Annotated in this window: 16 protein-coding genes and 1 pseudogene; 4 read left to right on the forward strand and 13 right to left on the reverse strand. The window is 60.1% G+C overall.

Translation table 11 applies throughout. The features are described from left to right. Positions 1-17: 17 nt before the first annotated feature. Positions 18-257 (reverse strand): hypothetical protein, encoded by a 240-nt coding sequence (locus tag ACFCU0_RS03530; RefSeq protein WP_434972285.1) that lies wholly within the window; start codon positions 255-257, stop codon positions 18-20. Positions 258-546: 289 nt separating this feature from the next. Between ACFCU0_RS03530 and ACFCU0_RS03535 the strand changes: the two genes are divergently transcribed. Next, positions 547-1,224, forward strand: coding sequence for a ComF family protein (locus tag ACFCU0_RS03535; RefSeq protein WP_434972286.1), 678 nt, complete (start codon positions 547-549; stop codon positions 1,222-1,224). Positions 1,225-1,245: 21 nt separating this feature from the next. Here the strand turns inward: ACFCU0_RS03535 and msrA are convergent, their stop codons facing one another. The 4 genes from msrA to ACFCU0_RS03555 all read right to left on the reverse strand — a co-directional run bounded on the left by msrA (position 1,246) and on the right by ACFCU0_RS03555 (position 3,681). Further along, a complete protein-coding gene (msrA, locus tag ACFCU0_RS03540) occupies positions 1,246-1,773 on the reverse strand; it encodes a peptide-methionine (S)-S-oxide reductase MsrA (RefSeq protein ID WP_434972287.1) in 528 nt (175 codons plus the stop codon). Between the two features lie 92 nt (positions 1,774-1,865). Then, positions 1,866-2,270, reverse strand: coding sequence for a hypothetical protein (locus ACFCU0_RS03545; RefSeq protein ID WP_434972288.1), 405 nt, complete (start codon positions 2,268-2,270; stop codon positions 1,866-1,868). 64 nt (positions 2,271-2,334) lie between these two features. Next, entirely contained in the window at positions 2,335-2,934 is a 600-nt protein-coding gene (locus ACFCU0_RS03550) for a histidine phosphatase family protein (RefSeq protein WP_434972289.1), read from the reverse strand. Between the two features lie 63 nt (positions 2,935-2,997). Further along, positions 2,998-3,681 carry an ABC transporter ATP-binding protein gene (locus ACFCU0_RS03555; RefSeq protein WP_434972290.1) on the reverse strand — a complete coding sequence of 228 codons (684 nt, stop codon included), beginning with the start codon at positions 3,679-3,681 and terminating at the stop codon, positions 2,998-3,000. Between the two features lie 235 nt (positions 3,682-3,916). Here ACFCU0_RS03555 and ACFCU0_RS03560 point away from each other — a divergent pair, with 235 nt between their 5' ends. Together ACFCU0_RS03560 and ACFCU0_RS03565 are read left to right on the forward strand one after the other, a co-directional pair. Continuing rightward, positions 3,917-6,334: a DNA polymerase domain-containing protein gene (locus ACFCU0_RS03560; protein WP_434972291.1), complete on the forward strand. Its 2,418-nt coding sequence runs from the start codon at positions 3,917-3,919 to the stop codon at positions 6,332-6,334. Between the two features lie 249 nt (positions 6,335-6,583). After that, entirely contained in the window at positions 6,584-7,003 is a 420-nt protein-coding gene (locus ACFCU0_RS03565; RefSeq protein WP_434972292.1) for a hypothetical protein, read from the forward strand. 123 nt (positions 7,004-7,126) lie between these two features. Here the strand turns inward: ACFCU0_RS03565 and ACFCU0_RS03570 are convergent, their stop codons facing one another. After that, complete coding sequence (locus ACFCU0_RS03570; protein WP_434972293.1) at positions 7,127-8,140, reverse strand: DUF6588 family protein; 1,014 nt, start codon at positions 8,138-8,140, stop codon at positions 7,127-7,129. A 986-nt stretch (positions 8,141-9,126) separates the two neighbouring features. After that, positions 9,127-9,483 (reverse strand): annotated as a pseudogene (locus ACFCU0_RS03575) (hypothetical protein); the annotation flags it as partial. Positions 9,484-10,192: 709 nt separating this feature from the next. Between ACFCU0_RS03575 and ACFCU0_RS03580 the strand changes: the two are divergent. Then, entirely contained in the window at positions 10,193-11,050 is an 858-nt protein-coding gene (locus ACFCU0_RS03580) for a ParA family protein (protein ID WP_434972294.1), read from the forward strand. A 793-nt stretch (positions 11,051-11,843) separates the two neighbouring features. Here ACFCU0_RS03580 and ACFCU0_RS03585 read toward each other — a convergent pair. The 6 genes from ACFCU0_RS03585 to ACFCU0_RS03610 form a co-directional block, all read right to left on the reverse strand. Further along, entirely contained in the window at positions 11,844-13,427 is a 1,584-nt protein-coding gene (locus ACFCU0_RS03585) for an FAD-binding domain-containing protein (RefSeq protein WP_434972295.1), read from the reverse strand. Positions 13,428-13,667: 240 nt separating this feature from the next. Beyond that, positions 13,668-14,438, reverse strand: coding sequence for a TIGR00266 family protein (locus ACFCU0_RS03590; protein ID WP_434972296.1), 771 nt, complete (start codon positions 14,436-14,438; stop codon positions 13,668-13,670). 105 nt (positions 14,439-14,543) lie between these two features. Then, positions 14,544-15,095, reverse strand: coding sequence for an inorganic diphosphatase (locus ACFCU0_RS03595; RefSeq protein WP_434972297.1), 552 nt, complete (start codon positions 15,093-15,095; stop codon positions 14,544-14,546). 167 nt (positions 15,096-15,262) lie between these two features. Beyond that, positions 15,263-15,961, reverse strand: coding sequence for a hypothetical protein (locus ACFCU0_RS03600; protein WP_434972298.1), 699 nt, complete (start codon positions 15,959-15,961; stop codon positions 15,263-15,265). Between the two features lie 153 nt (positions 15,962-16,114). Next, positions 16,115-17,092: an L-histidine N(alpha)-methyltransferase gene (egtD, locus tag ACFCU0_RS03605; RefSeq protein ID WP_434972299.1), complete on the reverse strand. Its 978-nt coding sequence runs from the start codon at positions 17,090-17,092 to the stop codon at positions 16,115-16,117. Between the two features lie 83 nt (positions 17,093-17,175). Further along, a partial coding sequence (locus ACFCU0_RS03610; protein ID WP_434972300.1) for an SUMF1/EgtB/PvdO family nonheme iron enzyme occupies positions 17,176-17,430 on the reverse strand: 255 nt, incomplete at its 5' end.

Genomic DNA, 17,430 nt, shown 5'->3' on the forward strand with positions numbered 1-17,430 from the left:
GACACGCGAGATTGCCGTCACTCGCTTGCACCGAGCTGTTCACGAAGCGTCAGATCTTCCTGCTTGGTGGCCGGACGGACAATTGAAATGGTCCGCACCTGTAGCGCCTCCCGCAGTGCGTCGTCGCGTACTTCCTCCGGGGTGATAAACGTCTCTTCACCCGGACCGATGTCGATGGAGCGGGTATCCATCGTGACGGAGACCGTCTCAGTCCCCGTGTTCTTAATCAGCATTCCGCGTCGCTCCCGGTCGGCCATGGTTTCAAAAACGTCAGTTGTTTAAAAACGTCGATTCGGGTGGCTGCAAGCAGAAGCCGCACAGATATCCCGCGAGAACGGTACCGTACACACGCCGCAAGGCGGTATTGTTGGCGGGACGACCCTACGCTCAAAAAAGATAAAAGAACGCAGCCCCGCAACCACCCTGACGGTTCGAATTATCTCCGAAACCTCGCAACTATACCCATATACCAATCTTTGGTTGTTTTTATTTATTATCTATTTACCGTATAGTACACAACATAAAAACCATCGGTGCGCTGCTACCATGCGCATTCTGCGGGGCGTTCTCGACATTCTCTACCCTCCGGCCTGCCTCGGCTGCGCTGGACGAACCGAACGGGCGTTGCTTCCTCTCTGCCCCGCGTGCCTGCGCCAACTCGAGCCTGCGCCTCAAATGAACGTCGCCGCTCGACTGGACCGCCTCCCGTCCGACTGGGGAACGATCTGCGGCGCCCACTCGATGTGGGTCTTCGACAAAGGCGGTGCCCTCCAGTCGATCCAGCACGCGTTGAAGTATGGCGATCGTCCCCGCTACGGTGTGGAACTCGGCCGTCTGCTGGGCACCTCATACCTTCGCGCCGGTTGGCCCGCACCGGATCGGATCGTGCCCGTCCCGCTCCACCGCCTCCGTCTCCTGGAGCGTGGCTACAACCAGGCCGACATGCTAGCCCGTGGGGTCGCCGATACGATGGACGTGCCGTCCATCGCGGACATCCTGATCCGCGCACAGGTCACGGTGTCGCAAACGTCGCTCTCTCGCGATCAGCGCTGGAACAACGTCTGCAACGCCTTCGAAGCCCGGCGAAACGTCGAGGGCCTGACGTGTCTTCTCATCGACGACGTGCTGACGACCGGTTCAACGATCATGGCCTGCGCACAGACTCTCCGGGACGCCGGTGCCGCCAAGGTCTACATTGCCACCCTGTGTCTCGCTCGCGCTTGACGCCAGCCGGATGCGTATCGCTCACTGCAGTTTCGCCGCATGCTTCTTCCGAAGCTTGCTCAGTTTAGGCTCAATGACCGCCTGGCAGTACGGGAGGCCCGGGTTGCGCCGGTAGTAGTCCTGATGCTTCTCTTCTGCTTCGTAGAAGGTATCGAGCGGCTCAACCTGCGTGACAATCGGCTCGGAGAACACGCCCTCTCCTTCCAGCTCGTCGATGATCTGTTCCGCCGTGTCCTTCTGCTGCTGATCGTGGTACAGGATAATGGAGCGATACTGCGGACCTACGTCGGCTCCTTGACGGTTCTTCGTCGTCGGGTTATGGATGGTGAAGAAGATTTCCACGAGGTCGCGGTAGGACACGACATCGGGCTCGAACGAAACCTGCACGACCTCTGCATGGCCCGTCGTGCCCGAGCAGACCTGACGGTAGGACGGGTTCGGGGTATCGCCGCCGGCATAGCCGCTTACAACCGCGTCAACACCGTCCACGCCGTCGTACACAGCCTCGAGACACCAGAAGCATCCGCCGCCGAGAGTTGCCTTTTTCATAGTGAGCAATGGGTTCGTTTAGAAGACCGGATGGTAGGTACGATGGCGCAATTCGCCTGTTTGCGCCGTTTTCGTTACGACATCGATATCGCTCACCCCACGACCATAGCGTACACGCCGGTCACCACGAGACCAAGACCGAGTAGAACGATGAAAGCGGCGAGCCAGCGGACGACCTTCCGCGACCTGCCCATTCCCATCATCTGGATCGTCTCTGGCGTCGCGAACGGGTAGCGGAACAGGACGCCTCCAAGAGTGACGGCCAGCCCACCGGTGACGGGCAGCGTTAGCATCTCCCATCCAACCGCCGGCAGCACGGAAGCGAGCACGAGCAGGATCGAGAGGCCAAGAACAAGTATCAGCATCCTCTTTCCGTCCTGTGCAACGGCACGACTGTAGGCGCGCACCTTGTCCTCATGCTCAGGCAACACCGTCATCGTGGTCGGCGTCGGATTCCGCCCGAGTCGATCCGGAACGGCAACGGTAATCTCTATCACGGTGTCGGATCTCTCGTTACTCCACACGCAGCGATCCATTTTTTCTAACGGTACTTGGTAAGCGTTACGTGGAAGGCGTGGTCGGTAGGTCAACCCGGTCCCACAACATCCCTGTCTTCGTTCCCACCGCCGTCCGCCGGCCGGTCCGGTGAGACCGGTGAATTCGTATCAGGTCCGGCATGTCGAGTGCAGCCCAGTCCTCAACTCCAACGCGCTCGTCAATGGCATGAAGAAAAAGCGCCGTCACCGTGCCGTGGGTGCTGATCATGATGGTCTCCCCGGCATGTCGGCCGAGAATGCACGAGACCGTGGCCACGAAGCGGCGCTGGGCGGTCTCGTTGGACTCACCGTCGCTCATGGACCACGAGAAGTCCGACCAGGTTTTCCGGGCAGGCGTCTCAACGTCGTCCAGAAACCGTTCCGTCAACCGTCTCTCGCGTAGCCCCTCGTGCGTCCGGACGCCGAGACCGGATGCCCGGGCAAATGGCGCCACGGTCTCGCGCGCTCGGCGATACGGGCTACTGTATATCACGTCGATCCCGCACCAACGCAAGACGGGGACAATCCTCACCGCCTGCCGGCGACCGTTCTCAGAGAGCGGCCACTCCGGCTCCACGATGTCCGGCGACGGCTCACTCTCTGCGTGTCTCAGTAGGAACAGCATAGCGCGGCGCTCTTCGGTAGCAATCCCTGGGAAGCGGACGCATGTCGCATGCGCGTTCGTCGGTCAGTCGCGAATGTTTTCCACACTGATGCTCCGGTGACAGGCCTCCGCCTCGTCGGCGACATTCGTCGCCACAACGAGAATCCGTCCGGCATCGAGTTGCCAGGACATGACCTCGTTGACCATCGAGATGCCGGCAACGTCCAGATTTGCCGAAGGCTCATCCAGCAGCAGCACATCCGGTTCCGGCAACATCGCGGCGGCGTATTTCACCCGCTGTTTCATTCCCGAGGAGAACGTTCGGACGGCATCATCCTCGCGACCGGCCAGGCCGACACGCTCGAGCACACCGGCGATTCGATGCTCGATCCCGTTCGAGACGGGGTCGCCCGATGTCCCGTCCTGGACACGTGCTACGGAGCGGACCGGGTGCCCCCGTGCCCGCGCCAGAAACTCAAGGTTTTCACGGGCGGAAAGGTCGTCGTAGACGCTCAGGTAAGGCGCAACCATTCCGACGTGGAGCGGACGCCGGGATCGCTCGATCGTCTCCCCACGAACCTCAAGTTCAACCGTGCCCGCCTTCGGTGATAACACGCCGGACAGCATACGTAGCAGGGTCGACTTGCCGGACCCGTTCGAACCGGTCACAGCCAGGCTTTCACCCCCGATCACCTCGAACGAGAGGCGACGAAATAACAGCAGCCGCCCGAAATTGTGACCTACATCGACGGCACGAAGAACAGGCATTAGGGAGAATGCTGAATGGCGACAACGACGGGATGGGTCGACCGGATTTTCCTCTCTGTCGCACGAATATTCCGCGGTATTGTGCCGATAAGGTCGATTTTTCTCCTGTGTCCATCTCCGTCATGCTTTGCACGTACGCCCACCGGGATGCCCCGCCGTGATATGGAAAAACCACCGCCACGCATCATGAGTTATAACGGTGTCATCACCACTCCTCTCTTCCTCCCCCGGCCCCATGCCCGACGGATCGATGTCGTTTCCGCTCCATCAGCGTCCCGATGCCGCCGCAGCCCACGGGTCGGACGACACCGATGCCGCGCTCTTCGGCAAAGATCCGACCCCACGCATCGTGGATGTGGAGCCGTTGATGGACCGGCCATCCGATGAGCCGGCCACCGTTCGCGTCTACCGGCGATCAGAGGATGGATCGCGAGTCGAGACCGAAGACGATCGGCTGTACCCTTTCTTTTTCATCACCGACATCAGCCTTCTGCGCGGACATCGGTCATCGTTCAAGTTCACCGAACTGGCCGGCGACAATCCGTACCGATTCCTCGTCATCTTCAACACGTGGGCAGACTACTGGAACGCCATCCGGGCCGTAGAGCAACGATCCGAGACGACGGACGGGCGGCCGGATGAACTGTACCAGATTGGCTCTCCGGCCCAGCAGTACATGATGCAGACCGGGAAAACGTGCTTCCTGGACATGACGCTGGACGATCTCCACCGCATGCAACTGGATATTGAGGTGTATTCAGAGCACGGATTTCCGAATGCCGACCGGCCGGACGACCGCATCATCATCGTCGCGCTGTCGGACAATCGAGGCTGGAACCGCGTCCTTCACCTCGACGACGATGCGGATGAGCGCAAGCTTCTACAACAGCTCGTCGACGTCATCAGCGAACGAGACCCGGACGTCATCGAAGGATACAACTGCTTCTCTTTCGACTTCGATTACATCCTGAAGCGCTGCAACCGCCACGACGTCGACTTCGCGATCGGTCGCGACGGCTCCGTGCCCCGCACGTACGAATCCAGCATGCGATTCGCCGAACGGACCGTCGACTACCCTGCGATGGCCGTCCACGGACGCCACATTATCGACGTGTACTTCCAGGTGATGGCGTTCGACGTATTCAAGCGCGACCTGCCGAATTACAGCCTCAAGACGGCGGCAAAATACTTCGGCTTCGCGCCGGATGACCGCACGTACATTGCCGGCGACGAAATCGATCGGTACTGGCGCGAAGACCGCAACACCCTGCTGAACTATGCGCTCGACGATGTGATCGAGACCGAACGCCTCGCGCGTCACCTCTCCGGGTCCACCTTTTACCTGGCGCAGATGCTGCCGATGACCTACGGCGGAGCCGCCCGACGCGGACCTGCGTCCAAGATCGAGAGCCTCTTCGTCCGCGAATACCTCCGGCGGCGACACAGCATCCCGCAGAGCGAATGGGGCACGCAATCGATGGGCGGCTACACGGACATTTTCATGACGGGCGTGCTGGGACCGGTTGTCTACGCCGACATCGAGAGCCTGTACCCGTCCATTATGCTGAATTACGACATCCAGCCGTCCGGCGATGCTCTGGGCGTGTTTCCCCGTCTCCTCGGGCGCCTGACCAACCTCCGACTTGAGACGAAGCAGCAAATGCAGGAGGCGGCCGATGAAGAAATCCGGTCGGAGCTGGACGCGCGCCAGAGTTCGTATAAGGTGCTGATCAACTCCTTTTATGGAAATCTGGGGTTCAGCCTCGCCACCTTTAACGACTTCGCCGAGGCGGATCGGGTGGCGCGCATCGGTCAGAACATTTTGCGCGACCTAATCACCGAAATTCAGGACCGCAGGGGCACCGTCATCGAGGTCGACACGGATGGGGTGCTCTTCGTCCCCCCGGGCGACGTTCGCGGCAAAGAGGCAGAAATTCAGTTCACGCGGGACCTGACCGGTGCGATGCCAGAGGGGATTCGGGTGGGCTTCGACGGGCGCTTCGAAAAAATGCTTTCCTATAAAAAGAAAAACTACGCACTCCTCACCTACGACGGGAATCTAAAGTTCAAAGGATCGTCCCTCATCTCCCGCTCCAACGAAAAGTTCGGACGGCAATTCGTGCGAGAAGCCATTCGCCTCCTGCTGGATCGAGACGTGGATGGCCTCCACCGGCTGTACATGCAGTACCGTGAGGGAATCGAGACGCACGACTGGGAAAACGTCTTCAGCTTCGCCCGGACGGAAACGCTCAAGGACACCATCGAACAGTACGAGCGAGACGTTCAGGAGGGCAAGCGTCCCCGTGCGGCAACCTATGAGCTGGCCCGTCAGCGGTCGGACGACACCGGCCAACCCATTCGCAAGGGGGACCGCATCTCCTACTACATCACGGGTAAGAATGCGAACGTGACCGCCTTTAAGAACTGCCGCCTGGCTAATGAATGGGATCCTGCCAACCCGGACGAAAACACCGCCTATTACCTGAAACGCCTCAACCAGTTCAGCCGAAAGTTCGACATCTTTTTCGATGATGCCGACTTCCGGCTGATTTTCTCACCGGAAGACCTGTTCGGCTTCTCGCCGGATGGTATCGAGCTGAAGCAAGAGCAGGTCAACGAACTTGAGACGACGGACGACTCGGTGCCGTTCTGAGAGGTGGCGGGATCAATACCCTTTGCCCTCAGCCGTCAACACCCCCGGACCCGAAGAACGATGGTGTTGCCTTGAGGAAAGAATCGGATTGCGTCACCCACACGGGAGTCGGGATTTCCCCCACAGGGTCCGCGGGAATCCGGCCCGGTTCTGGATCTGGTTCGACATAGTCATCGACGACGGCGAGGCGCGCACCCGCCTCCCCCCCTGCACCAGTCTTCTTTCCTTCGACTGCTACGTTCCATCTGCATGAGCACAAATCCCGCATTTCTGAAAGGCCTGTTCGGCCCTCCGGATGATGATCCCCTGCTGCGCCCAACATCGACAGGTGACGCTCCGTCGGACCGGCAGACTGACGACATCGACCCGACAACAGATCGCTCGGCAGACGACAATGACGGGACAGCGTGGCAAGATACGGCCGTGCAGCACAACGGCGACCCAGATGGATCCGCCAACTCGCCCGCCGCAGCCGCTCCGTCGCTTTATGCCCGCATTCAGGACGTCATGCAGAAGACAGCCGGCATCGACGCGTCCAACGGCAGCACGGATGCGCGGCCTCACGCGCCGTCGGGACCACTCGGGGGCGACGGAACGGCAGGCGATGAACCCCCGGTAGAGCCCGGCGGCCCATCCTCAATGTTCGACTTTGCCGAAGGAGAGCCGTGACGAACCGCATGGTGACGAACCGCAGGAGAGCGTCCCGACGACCATCTTCGGGCAAAGAAAAAGCGGCTACGGAGGGGTGAAGGCCTCGACGCAGCCGCTTTACGGTTCCCATTCCTGACGTCGTCAGATCTGGACGCCAATACCGACGGTGACAACGTCGTTCGCGCTGAGGCTGTAGTCCGCATTGATGCGAACGAGCGCAAGCGTAATCGACACACCGGCGAGGCCGCGGAATTTGTTCGTCGCTTCCTGATCAAGCGTCACGCTGACCGGGTCGACCGCGCCACCGGGGGGCTGGTACGTGTAGGCATAGCTGGCGTCGAATGTCTCGTACTGCAGGCCACCGTAGAACGTCACCGGAAGAACGGGCAGGCTCTTGCTTGCCTGCAGGTTGAAGGCATACCCTGACGCATCCAGCACGTCGCCCTCCAGGTTCTTGTCCTCCAGGGACACCGAGTTGTACGCACCCTGCACGGCGAGGTCGACCGGGGACATCGGGATGTACTGGCTGATGCTGTGTCGGATGCCGATACTGAACACGCCGATCGTTCCGTAGCTCTTGAGGCGCGTCCGCGGAAGGTACCGCAACATGACGTCGGTTCCGAAGACAGTGCCTACGCCGAGTTGTGGAATAAGGAGCGGAGCAACCGGGGTATCAACGACGCCCGGCGGGAGCTGCACTGTTTGCGTCGCTCCCGTGTTTACATCTGTAATGTCGACCGTTGCCTGTGGCGTGCTCGTCGACCCGAACGCGGTCGGAACCTCCGTTCCTGAATAGTCGAACCGAAGTTCGCGACCGTCGACCATGACGGTCTCATCCTGCGGGATGAACGAGCGGTTCGACGAGGCCATGAGCGTGCCGGTGACCGACACGCCCAAATATATGTCAACGCCGGGGATGATGCCCCCACCGGCATCGGCGGTTCGGAACATCGCAGAGTTCATACCCGCGCCAAAGGCATCCGAGACCGGCTGAGCGTAGTTGTCGGCGTACTGACCGGCCACGACCTCCAGGGCGCCGCTCAATTCATCGAGGCTGTTTACGTCCCTGAACTGGGCCTGCACCGGCGCGGTGCTTGCGATCCCGAGCGTGGCGACAAGGAGAAAGGCTACGAAAGGTTGAAGCCGTCGAATCATTTTATTGAAGGGGGTAGGAGAAAAAGTCGGGGTGGGGGACGGCAGGAGCCGGGGGCGCTCCGCGTGCACCGTGCGGGGCGCAAACGCTTTCGCCATCAATAGCAGCAACACACATGCCGTGCGTTACATGCTGGAGGATGATGAAACGCTCGCAGGCGTTCAACACGAATCTCGGATTTACGGGGCGAAAGGACCAGCCGAGTCGCTTCCTTTTGCCCGAAACCGGTGCAGGATGCCTCGAATCCAATCATCGGGGCACACTTCGAAGACGAGCCTCCACGTTGATTACGCGAAAAGACGGTCCGGGACCGGACGCTCGCGGCGTGTGCTGGGAGCCGGACGCATCGGCGGGCGGTCGTCTCGTCGGCGATGGCGGGAATCCGGGCCAAGCGATAGGCGCGTGGAGGGTGCCCCTGGATCCGGAGCCACCGGTGGCGGTGGCCCGTCATCTGGAGGCGGCAACGAATCATCTCCGCCGTTCCGCCGGCGCTCGAAGATTTTCAGCGCATACAGACCCAGCAGAAACGGAAGCGTGCTCGCAAAAAGTACAGCGATCTCCAGCATAACGGGACAGGGCGTACCGTAGACAGTCTTGCCCACGGTCGGATGACAGAATCGGGCCGGTAGACATCTCAGCCGACAACCGGTGTGCGATAATAGGCAATGAATAAGGTACGCGATGATCAGACGCCGATCTACCGCCTGCGGCGCAGTCATCGTCCCATCACGGAAACGTTGACATTGCGCCAGCCGCTACGTGCGACCAACATGCCTTGTGACGATCGTTTCCCCCTCCCAGGCAGCCGGTCAAGAAAAAGAAAACCCCGAAGGCATCTGCCTCCGAGGCCAAGTCTCCGTCGAAAAGCTGCGAGTCAACGGCGGTCGGTCGAACGATTGGTTGAACTGCCGGAATCACGCTGGGACGATTCGCGAGAAGATTCCTTCTGCCCGTCGCTATCGGAATCCGTATTGTCTGCAATTCCAATATTCAATTCTTTGTCGATCTCACCGAGTTGCATCCTTGCAAGTGCAAGATTGCTCTTCTCGGCGTCGAGCACCAGATACGTAAAGACGTTATCATTCTGGTGAAAGACCCGGATCAGATGGTGCTGCGACTCGAGTGTAATCAAGATATCTTCGATGCGGTCATCCAGCTTCAACTGGTCGATGATTTCTTTCTCCGCGCGGACGACTTCGGTGGTCCCCGCCCCTGCGAGCTCCATATCGATCCGATTTCCACCAATCGTCCCGAGCGTCATGCCAGATTTGTAATCAACGAGCGCGGCGCCAATGGCGCCGTCAATGCTCATGATCTGCTCAAGACTGTCTTCAATGTTGGCCATGGTGCGGTTGGTAATAAGATGAGATGATACGAGTGAGGTAGGGCAAACCATCACGAACACCGTGTGATGGCGGCTGCAAAGCGCACTCCAGGATTAGCGTACATCGATGTACGACAACAAGCAGCCAGAATCTTACCAACACCACACACTTTCGTGCAACAGGTGTGCAAAGATAGCGATATCTGACAACATTGTTACAGATATCATAATCTACAGTCGCGCTTCTTGCTGTTCTCATTTCAAATCCATGAAGACACAATACGCCTTCGTCGCGACCAATCGCCCCACTTAACCATTCCATGCGTTTCGCCGACGTGAATTACATTCATGTCCAAAAATTACCCAACACCGAAAGTTTTCCGTGACGCTTTTGGACAAAGGAGGTCCACGAAGAAGTCTTTGAACGAGACATCGTGATAAACTCGGAAATCGCTACCGGACCATGGATGGTTCATCTGGGCTGTAGGATCAAATCGGGCGTGTTCAGATGGAATATCCGGAGGCTATTATGACGATCATGTATGCCCGAACACGTGCGGACCGCTCCTCGCCATGGCGGTCAGCCTGAGCAGGTTACTGCTGGACGGGAGTTTGCACATTACTACAATAAGAAGTTCGCTGCACTCCCGGCGGAGCGTGCGTCTCCAGCACGTACCTTAGTGCCGGACCGCCTTTCCTCTTCCCCCTTCACTCCAGCTCCCGGGACACCATGATCAAAACGATCCCTATCATCAACAATAAGGGCGGCGTCGGAAAAACCACGACGACCACAAATGTAGCTGCAGGCCTCGTTCGGCGTGGGAAGAAGGTACTCGTGGTTGATCTGGACAGCCAGGGGTCCGCTTCCCTGGCGATGGGCGTCCACCGCCAGGACCTTCTTCCATCGACTGCCGAAGTTTTATTCGGAGAGGTAGAGGTGGAGGATGCGATTCGAACAACGGACGTGCGGAACCTGGATTTGCTGACCGGTTCCCTTCACCTGGCGAATGCGGACACGCGCCTGTCGAAGGTAGAGAATCACCAGGACCGTCTAAAGGCGGCACTAAGCCGGATAAAGGACGAGTACGACGTAATACTCGTCGACTGTGCACCGTCGACCTCCCTCTTAAGCGTGAACGCGCTGGTGGCTGCCGACGCGTTCATCATTCCGGTTGCCCCGTCGTACCTGTCGCTTGAAGGTGTGATCAGCCTCGGCGAGGTAGTGAAAAACGTTCGGCTTAATCTTGGCGAAGCCGCCCCGGTCCTTGGGGTGCTCCTGACGATGGTCCGGCGCGACGACGAACAAACCCGCTCCATCATCCGGGAGGTCCGCAGTCATTACGGGGGCAAGGTGTTCGATACAGAGATCCGAGATCATCCTACGATTGAGGATGCACCTGCATCTGGATCATCCGTGTTCGAAGTAGCTCCGAATTCGGCTGGCGCCGAGGACTACGGCGCACTCGTCGACGAGGTGCTTGAACGTCTCAAGCGATATGGGACGATATACGGCGCCGTCCGAAACGCTACCAGCGACCGCAGTTCGCACACCGATGAGCTAACGCCGGCCGAACGCCTCGCGTCGTAGATTCGAGCACGAGAAGCCCCCTTCTCCCAGCTGTCCTATCAAAACATGGCGAACTCAGACGGATTTTTCGGTAGTGTCTTCGGGTCACGGGACGAAGACCCTCTACTCCAGCCCGAAGATAAGGACGCTGAAACACGCGACACCGGAAGGAGCGACAGCGATGTCTCTTCAGCATCGCCCGACTCTAACGGGTCCTGTTCCGTTGCTGATGAGCGATCTTCCGAGGGCGATACACCTGAACCTGCACCCGATCCTCAGCATTCAGCGCACGATCAGACACGGATGCGGGTGGTATTGTACCCAGATCAGGACGAAAAGAAAGGTCTTCGCATGCTAAACGACGCCGTCGAGGACGGATGGCGGTTCTCGGATATAACGACTGAACCGGCCGCCGGGGAAAGCCCCGACCAACAGCACACGAGAGTCATCTTTCACCTTAGACGCGCCCAACCCCGCTCGCTCTTCCATTATGACAATTGATTAAACAGGTGTAGGGACGTTTACGGCACAGTTATAGCTATTTCAGACCACGAACCGGTTGTGCATCGATTCTTTTCGCCATCGTCGGTTCAGACCGTACACGACGAACGCGGTTCAAGCACCGCCTGCTCTTCCCGGTGATGGCTCGCGTTCGTCCCCCAGGCCTGCGCCCCGCTGCCCTCACCGCACGCGGGGCGTTGGCGTGTTTGGGCGAACCGGAGCGGTCGATGCCACTCCCGATGTGAAGGACGTCCGCCTCTGACCGCTCTCTTCGGCCACGGGGTATCCGATCGATGCGTGCGAACCGTCGACGCTACAGCCCGAGCGATTGCTGCCCGCCATCCGGCCCCTCCGCCGGGCGCGTGCCGGGAGATGCCGTTGTCGGTCGATTCCTCTGTGAGCGGCGGCGCCGGCTTCCGTGCTCCTCCAGTACCTCGGCAGCCTGCCGGCGCACCTCCGGCTCTTTCCGCACATTGCCAATGATCTGACGCGCGCGTCGAGCGGCCGTCTCGTGCTTCACGATCGGTTTCGGGTAACGACGACCGATCCGGCAACCCGTCCGTCGCTGCACCTGCGGGGGCGCGAGCCACGGCGTGTGGATGTACGTACCCGGCAAGCCGCGTACTTCCGGTACCCATCGACGGATGAACGTGCCGTCCGGGTCAAGGTCGCGTGCCTGCTTCGTCGGGTTGTAAATTCGAAGTGCGTTGATGCCCGTAGTCCCGGACTGCATCTGAAGCTGGCTGAAGTGGATCCCCGGTTCGTAGTCGATCCAACGACGAGCAAGAACCGGATGCAACCGACGCCAGTCAAGCCACAGGTCATAGGCGGCGAACGATACGATCATCGCCCGCATCCGGAAGTTAAGGTAGCCCGTAGCCCGCAGTGCACGCATGCAGGCATCCACAAGCGGGTAACCGGTCTCCCCTGCCGCCCACGCGTCGAACCGATCTTGGTCGAAGCCATCTTCCCGGACGGCGTCGAACGCTGGAATAAAGCTCTCGTGTTCGATCCGAGGGGCGCTTTCGAGCTTCTGTATAAAGTGTCCGTTCCAGTGCAACCGGCTTTCGAACGATGACAGCGATTTCTTCCAGTCGCCCGCTTCCGCCCCGGAGCGACTCGACACCTCCTTCTGCCGGTCGATTGCCGCATTGCGAACCCGTCGAATACTAATCGTCCCCCAGCAGAGGTGCGGACTGATCCGCGAGCAACTGCGAAAGGCGGTGAGCGGGCTCGACATTTCCCGTCTGTACTTTCTCCCACGCCGGTGGAGAAACGAATTGAGCGTCCGGTGCGCAGCCGCCTCACCGCCATCCTGAATGGCCTGGTACGGACCGCGGGACAGTCCCACGTCGTCACACGTCGGGATCCGACCCGGTCGGACGGGCAGCGGCTTGAGGGCCGCAGGAGCGGCCGCTTCGGGTTCATTCATGAACGAACGCCACTGCCTGGCCCAGTTGTCCCGGTCCAACGAGCCGCGCACCACGCCGTGCTGCCGACACTCGTGAACCTCGACGCCGTGCTCGCGCGCCCAGGACCGAACGGCGACGTCCCGGTCGAAGGTGAGGTGGTTCCCTGTCTCCTGATGTGCCCAGAGCGTGAACGACCCGGCGATCTGACGGAGGCGGTCGAAGGTCTCGACTGCGCCTCCCCTCCTTACCACCAGCGGCTGACCGAGGTCAGCCAATTGGCGCCGCAGCTCCGCCAGAGAGGGCCGAATAAACCGCCAGTGAGCACCGGAGAAATCTTCCGCTCCAATGATGTCCGGCTCCACGATGTAAAGCGGCAGCACAGGCCCACGCTCGACCGCGCGGGACAGCGGCCGATGATCGTAGATCCGCAGGTCCCGTTTAAACCAGACGACCTGCAGATTCGGAATTGGATGCGTGGGAGCCACAGCTTTTTTCTCTTGCCACAGTGATCAGCAAACGTCAACAGTCATACTTCGACTGCCGTCGAACGTGCGCACGGACACGCGGACGTAACGACACCTTCCGGTTTGCGTGCGACGTGTCCCGGATGGGATGATGTCCAATTGCGGCGCTGCTCCGGCTGATGGCTCGGGACCAAAAAGAAGCGGGGCGGCGGTCTCCGTGACCGTCGCCCCGCTTCGTCTCGTACCGTACGCAGCTTCCGTTTAGACTTCGTCGCCGCCGAACAGGTCGCCCAGCACGCCCGATCCCCCGACGCCGCGGCTTTCTCCTCGGTTCGCGAATTGACCCGCCACGATCCGGTCGGCCAGACGGGCGAACGGGAGACTCTGAAGGTAGACCGTTCCAGGACCCGTCAGCTTCGCCAGAAAAACGCCTTCGCCGCCGAAGAGGGCGTTCTTGAAGCCGCCCACGAAGTTGATGTCGTAGTCAACCGTTCCCGAGAAGGCGGCGACGCATCCTGTGTCGACCCGCAGCGTCTGCCCCGGCTCCAGCTTGCGTTCGACGATCGTACCTCCCGCATGCACGAAGGCCCATCCGTTGCCGGTCAGGCGCTGGAGGATGAAGCCTTCACCGCCGAAGAGGCCGGCACCCAACTTTTTGCTGAATGCGACCTCCACATCTACGTCCTGGTCTGCGCAAAGAAACGCATCCTTCTGGCACAGGAATCCATCATGTTGCGAGAGATCCACCGGGACGATCTTACCTGGATACGGCGCGGCGAACGCGACCTGTCCCTTCGCCGGTCCGGAGTATGTAAAGGTCGTGATGAAGAAGCTCTCGCCGCTGACCATCCGCTTGAACCCCTTGAACATGCCGCCGCCGGTATCGGTCTGCATCTCGATCCCGTCGGACATGTAGAGCATGGTACCGGCTTCCGCGCGAACACCCTCGCCCGGATCCAGCTCCACTTCGACGAGCTGCATGTCGTCTCCCTTCAGCGAAAAGTCGATTCCTTCGGTGCGAATATTTTCCATCGTGGTTGTAGAAATGAATGGATCAGATCGGTGAGTATTCCGCGGCATCAAGCACACGGTACACGGACACCCATAAGTGCAAGCGTGGGATCGGCATCCATGCGGTCACTCCGGATCACTCACGCCGGGTAGAATCTTTTCCTCGTAGCTTTCAACGGACTCCGAGATGACGCGGCGTGCCCGCTCTGGGCCGAAGAAGTCCTGAACCCGTACGCTCTTGTCTTCGAGCGCTTTGTAATCCTGGAAAAACCGCTTGAGTTCGCGCAACCGGTGCTCGGGAAGGTCCTTAATGTGCCAATAGTTGTTAAATGCCGGATCATCGATGTGAATACAGATGATCTTGGCATCTTCTTGCTCGTCATCGACCATGCTCATCATCCCGATCGGACGCGCGCGAAGGATGCTCAAGGGATCGACCGCTTCCTGAGCAAGCACAAGCACGTCGAGCGGATCGTTGTCGTCCGCGTAAGTCTGCGGAATGAAGCCGTAATTCGCCGGGTAAACGACCGATGAGTACAGCATGCGATCCACGCGGAGCATCCCGGTTTCCTTGTCGAGTTCGTACTTCACCTTGCACCCCTGGGGAATTTCGATGATGGCCTGAAAGACCTCGGGGCTATCGGGACCTACGGGGACGTCGTGCCAGGGATGAGCCATGCGTGTCCGTGTTGAGACGGTTAGGGGCTGCGTATGGTGAAGGTGCAAAATCCGATGCTCAAAAGCTACCGGGCGCGTGCAACGGGCTCGATGCAAACCCGCGGCCGACCCCGAACAAGGCGGGATCGGCCGCGGGTGTCTGCGTCAACCGTACGGCATGAAGAGAATCAGGCCTGCGGACCCGATTCCTCGGAGAAGACCTCACCACTCGTCTGCGGATCGGCTTTGAGATGCGACGTGGGATCGAACGAGCGCTGCGATGCAAACCATACGGCGAGAGCGGCGCTGGACGTGACAGCGTCGAACTGGGTCGGTAGCGTCTCCCCCTCCTCGGTCTCAGAACCTTCCATGGTCTGAGGGGCCTCGCCGTCTACGGCAAGGGCGCCGAAATGCTGAAGCCTTCGGGCGAGGCTGGAGGCAGCTTCCGTTTCGCGATGCTGAATCTCGACGCGTCCCTGACGGTGGGCCGTGGCGATGGCTCGAACCGTCTCTCTCCGGGCGACGCTTTCGTCATCGCCTTCCAGCGTCGGGGGAGCGGCATGACGGTCATCCGTGAGCGTGACGGCCCGCACGGGCAGCCCCCGCTCCTCGAGCGCATCGTACACGGCTTGCCCTCGCTGCGATTCGCGGTTCACAAAGAGACCCGTCCGAGCGGTGTACGGCGACGAGGCCAGCAATCCCTGCACGTGGTCTGCGATGTCATCCGGATCGGTCTCCCCGTCATACGCCTCCATCGAGTCCAGACGGTAGATTGACGCCTCATTGGCGTTCTCCTGCGACTTTTCGATCAGCGCAAGGGATACCGTCCCCGGCTCATCGGCTTGTTCGTCTGCTACGTCGATGCCGAGGAAGAATTCGTAAGCCATGATCTGCGTCTCGATTGCTCAAGAGAACCCGAACAGGGATGGTTGCCTCCTGTCGTCACGAAACGATTGCCCATGACGTCGTTCCTCAGAATCGTGTCCCGAACGTAACGGGCCCCTCTCCGTGAGCCCCGTTCTTTCCGCTCGTTCGCCCCCTTACCACGCTGCAACCGTTGCGTACTGGATACTGAAAAGGTCCTGGTCATCGGTCCAGACATCTTCGATTCGGAAACCGGCCTCGGCGGCCATCCTCGCGAACTGGTCGGACGTGAACTTGAACGAGTACTCGGTGTGAATGGACTCACCCTCATCAAACGAAAACATCTGATCCCCGACAACAACGTGTTGCGACGTCTGGCTGACGAGGTGCATTTCGATGCAGCCAGCATCGGGTTGCCAGACGGCTTCATGGCGGAACGCGTCCAGGTCGAAAGTAGCATCCAGCTCGCGGTTCATCCGGCGAAGCAGATTCAGGTTAAACTCTGCCGTTACGCCCTCGCGATCATTGTAGGCTGCGCGCAGGATGGCGGGGTCTTTCCGCAGGTCGACGCCGATCAACAATCCGCCGCCGGGACCGGCTGTCCGTGCCATGCGGCGGAGAAACGCCACCGCATCGCCCTCTTCGAAATTGCCGATGGTGGAGCCAGGAAAGTAGACGACCGTCCGCATCGCTTCCTCGACAAGGTCGGGAAGCGGAAAGGACGACGTGTAGTCTGCGCAGACGGGCCGCACTTCGAGCGAGGGGTAGCCGGCGTCGATGCCGGCCGCAGCCTCCAGCAGATGATCCCGCGATATGTCGACCGGGACATAGCCCACGAGGTCGTCCGCCAGTCGGTCGAGGAGAATGGTCGTCTTGTCGCTGCTCCCACTTCCGTATTCCACCAGTAACGCGTCGTCTCCGACCGCGGACGCGATGGCATCGATCTCGGCACGCATGATGGACGCTTCCGTCCGGGTCGGATAGTACTCCTCCAATCCGGTAATCCGGTCGAAGAGCTTCGATCCGCGCGCATCATAGAGGTACTTCGACGGGATCTGCTTCCTGTCGCGCGCGAGACCGGAAACAACGTCATCCCGAAAGGAACCGGTGGATGGATGGCAGTCGATGAGAGGGAGGGTGTCAGTCGAGCTCATGCCGTCGGGTTGAAAGAAGAGAAGGCAATGACCGTCTCGAGGCGGTGCCCGGCGAGCGCGCATGCCGTCGCCGGCGCCTCAGGTCACACGTTGCGCGCAAGGCGCAGGCCCATGAACTGCCAGGCCTCATCCGGATGGAAGAAGTTTCGGTACGTCGGCCGAATGTGGGACTTCGACGTGGCACAGGACCCACCGCGCAGGACGAACTGCCCGCACATAAACTTACCGTTGTACTCACCAAGGGCCCCGGGGAGCGGTTCGTAGCCTGGGTACGGGGAGTAGTGGCTCTGTGTCCATTCCCATACGTCCCCGTACATCTGATGCAGCGGTCCGTCCCC

This window comes from Longibacter sp., assembly GCF_051155795.1.
GTDB lineage: Bacteria > Bacteroidota > Rhodothermia > Rhodothermales > Salinibacteraceae > Longibacter.

Excerpts from the sequence above, each read along its gene's own strand:
- ACFCU0_RS03530 (WP_434972285.1), bottom strand. The coding sequence starts at position 257 with ATGGCCGACCGGGAGCGACGCGGAATGCTGATTAAGAACACGGGGACT.
- ACFCU0_RS03535 (WP_434972286.1), top strand. The coding sequence starts at position 547 with ATGCGCATTCTGCGGGGCGTTCTCGACATTCTCTACCCTCCGGCCTGC.
- msrA (WP_434972287.1), bottom strand. The coding sequence starts at position 1,773 with ATGAAAAAGGCAACTCTCGGCGGCGGATGCTTCTGGTGTCTCGAGGCT.
- ACFCU0_RS03550 (WP_434972289.1), bottom strand. The coding sequence starts at position 2,934 with ATGCTGTTCCTACTGAGACACGCAGAGAGTGAGCCGTCGCCGGACATC.
- ACFCU0_RS03555 (WP_434972290.1), bottom strand. The coding sequence starts at position 3,681 with ATGCCTGTTCTTCGTGCCGTCGATGTAGGTCACAATTTCGGGCGGCTG.
- ACFCU0_RS03560 (WP_434972291.1), top strand. The coding sequence starts at position 3,917 with ATGCCCGACGGATCGATGTCGTTTCCGCTCCATCAGCGTCCCGATGCC.
- ACFCU0_RS03565 (WP_434972292.1), top strand. The coding sequence starts at position 6,584 with ATGAGCACAAATCCCGCATTTCTGAAAGGCCTGTTCGGCCCTCCGGAT.
- ACFCU0_RS03570 (WP_434972293.1), bottom strand. The coding sequence starts at position 8,140 with ATGATTCGACGGCTTCAACCTTTCGTAGCCTTTCTCCTTGTCGCCACG.
- ACFCU0_RS03580 (WP_434972294.1), top strand. The coding sequence starts at position 10,193 with ATGATCAAAACGATCCCTATCATCAACAATAAGGGCGGCGTCGGAAAA.
- ACFCU0_RS03590 (WP_434972296.1), bottom strand. The coding sequence starts at position 14,438 with ATGGAAAATATTCGCACCGAAGGAATCGACTTTTCGCTGAAGGGAGAC.
- ACFCU0_RS03595 (WP_434972297.1), bottom strand. The coding sequence starts at position 15,095 with ATGGCTCATCCCTGGCACGACGTCCCCGTAGGTCCCGATAGCCCCGAG.
- ACFCU0_RS03600 (WP_434972298.1), bottom strand. The coding sequence starts at position 15,961 with ATGGCTTACGAATTCTTCCTCGGCATCGACGTAGCAGACGAACAAGCC.
- egtD (WP_434972299.1), bottom strand. The coding sequence starts at position 17,092 with ATGAGCTCGACTGACACCCTCCCTCTCATCGACTGCCATCCATCCACC.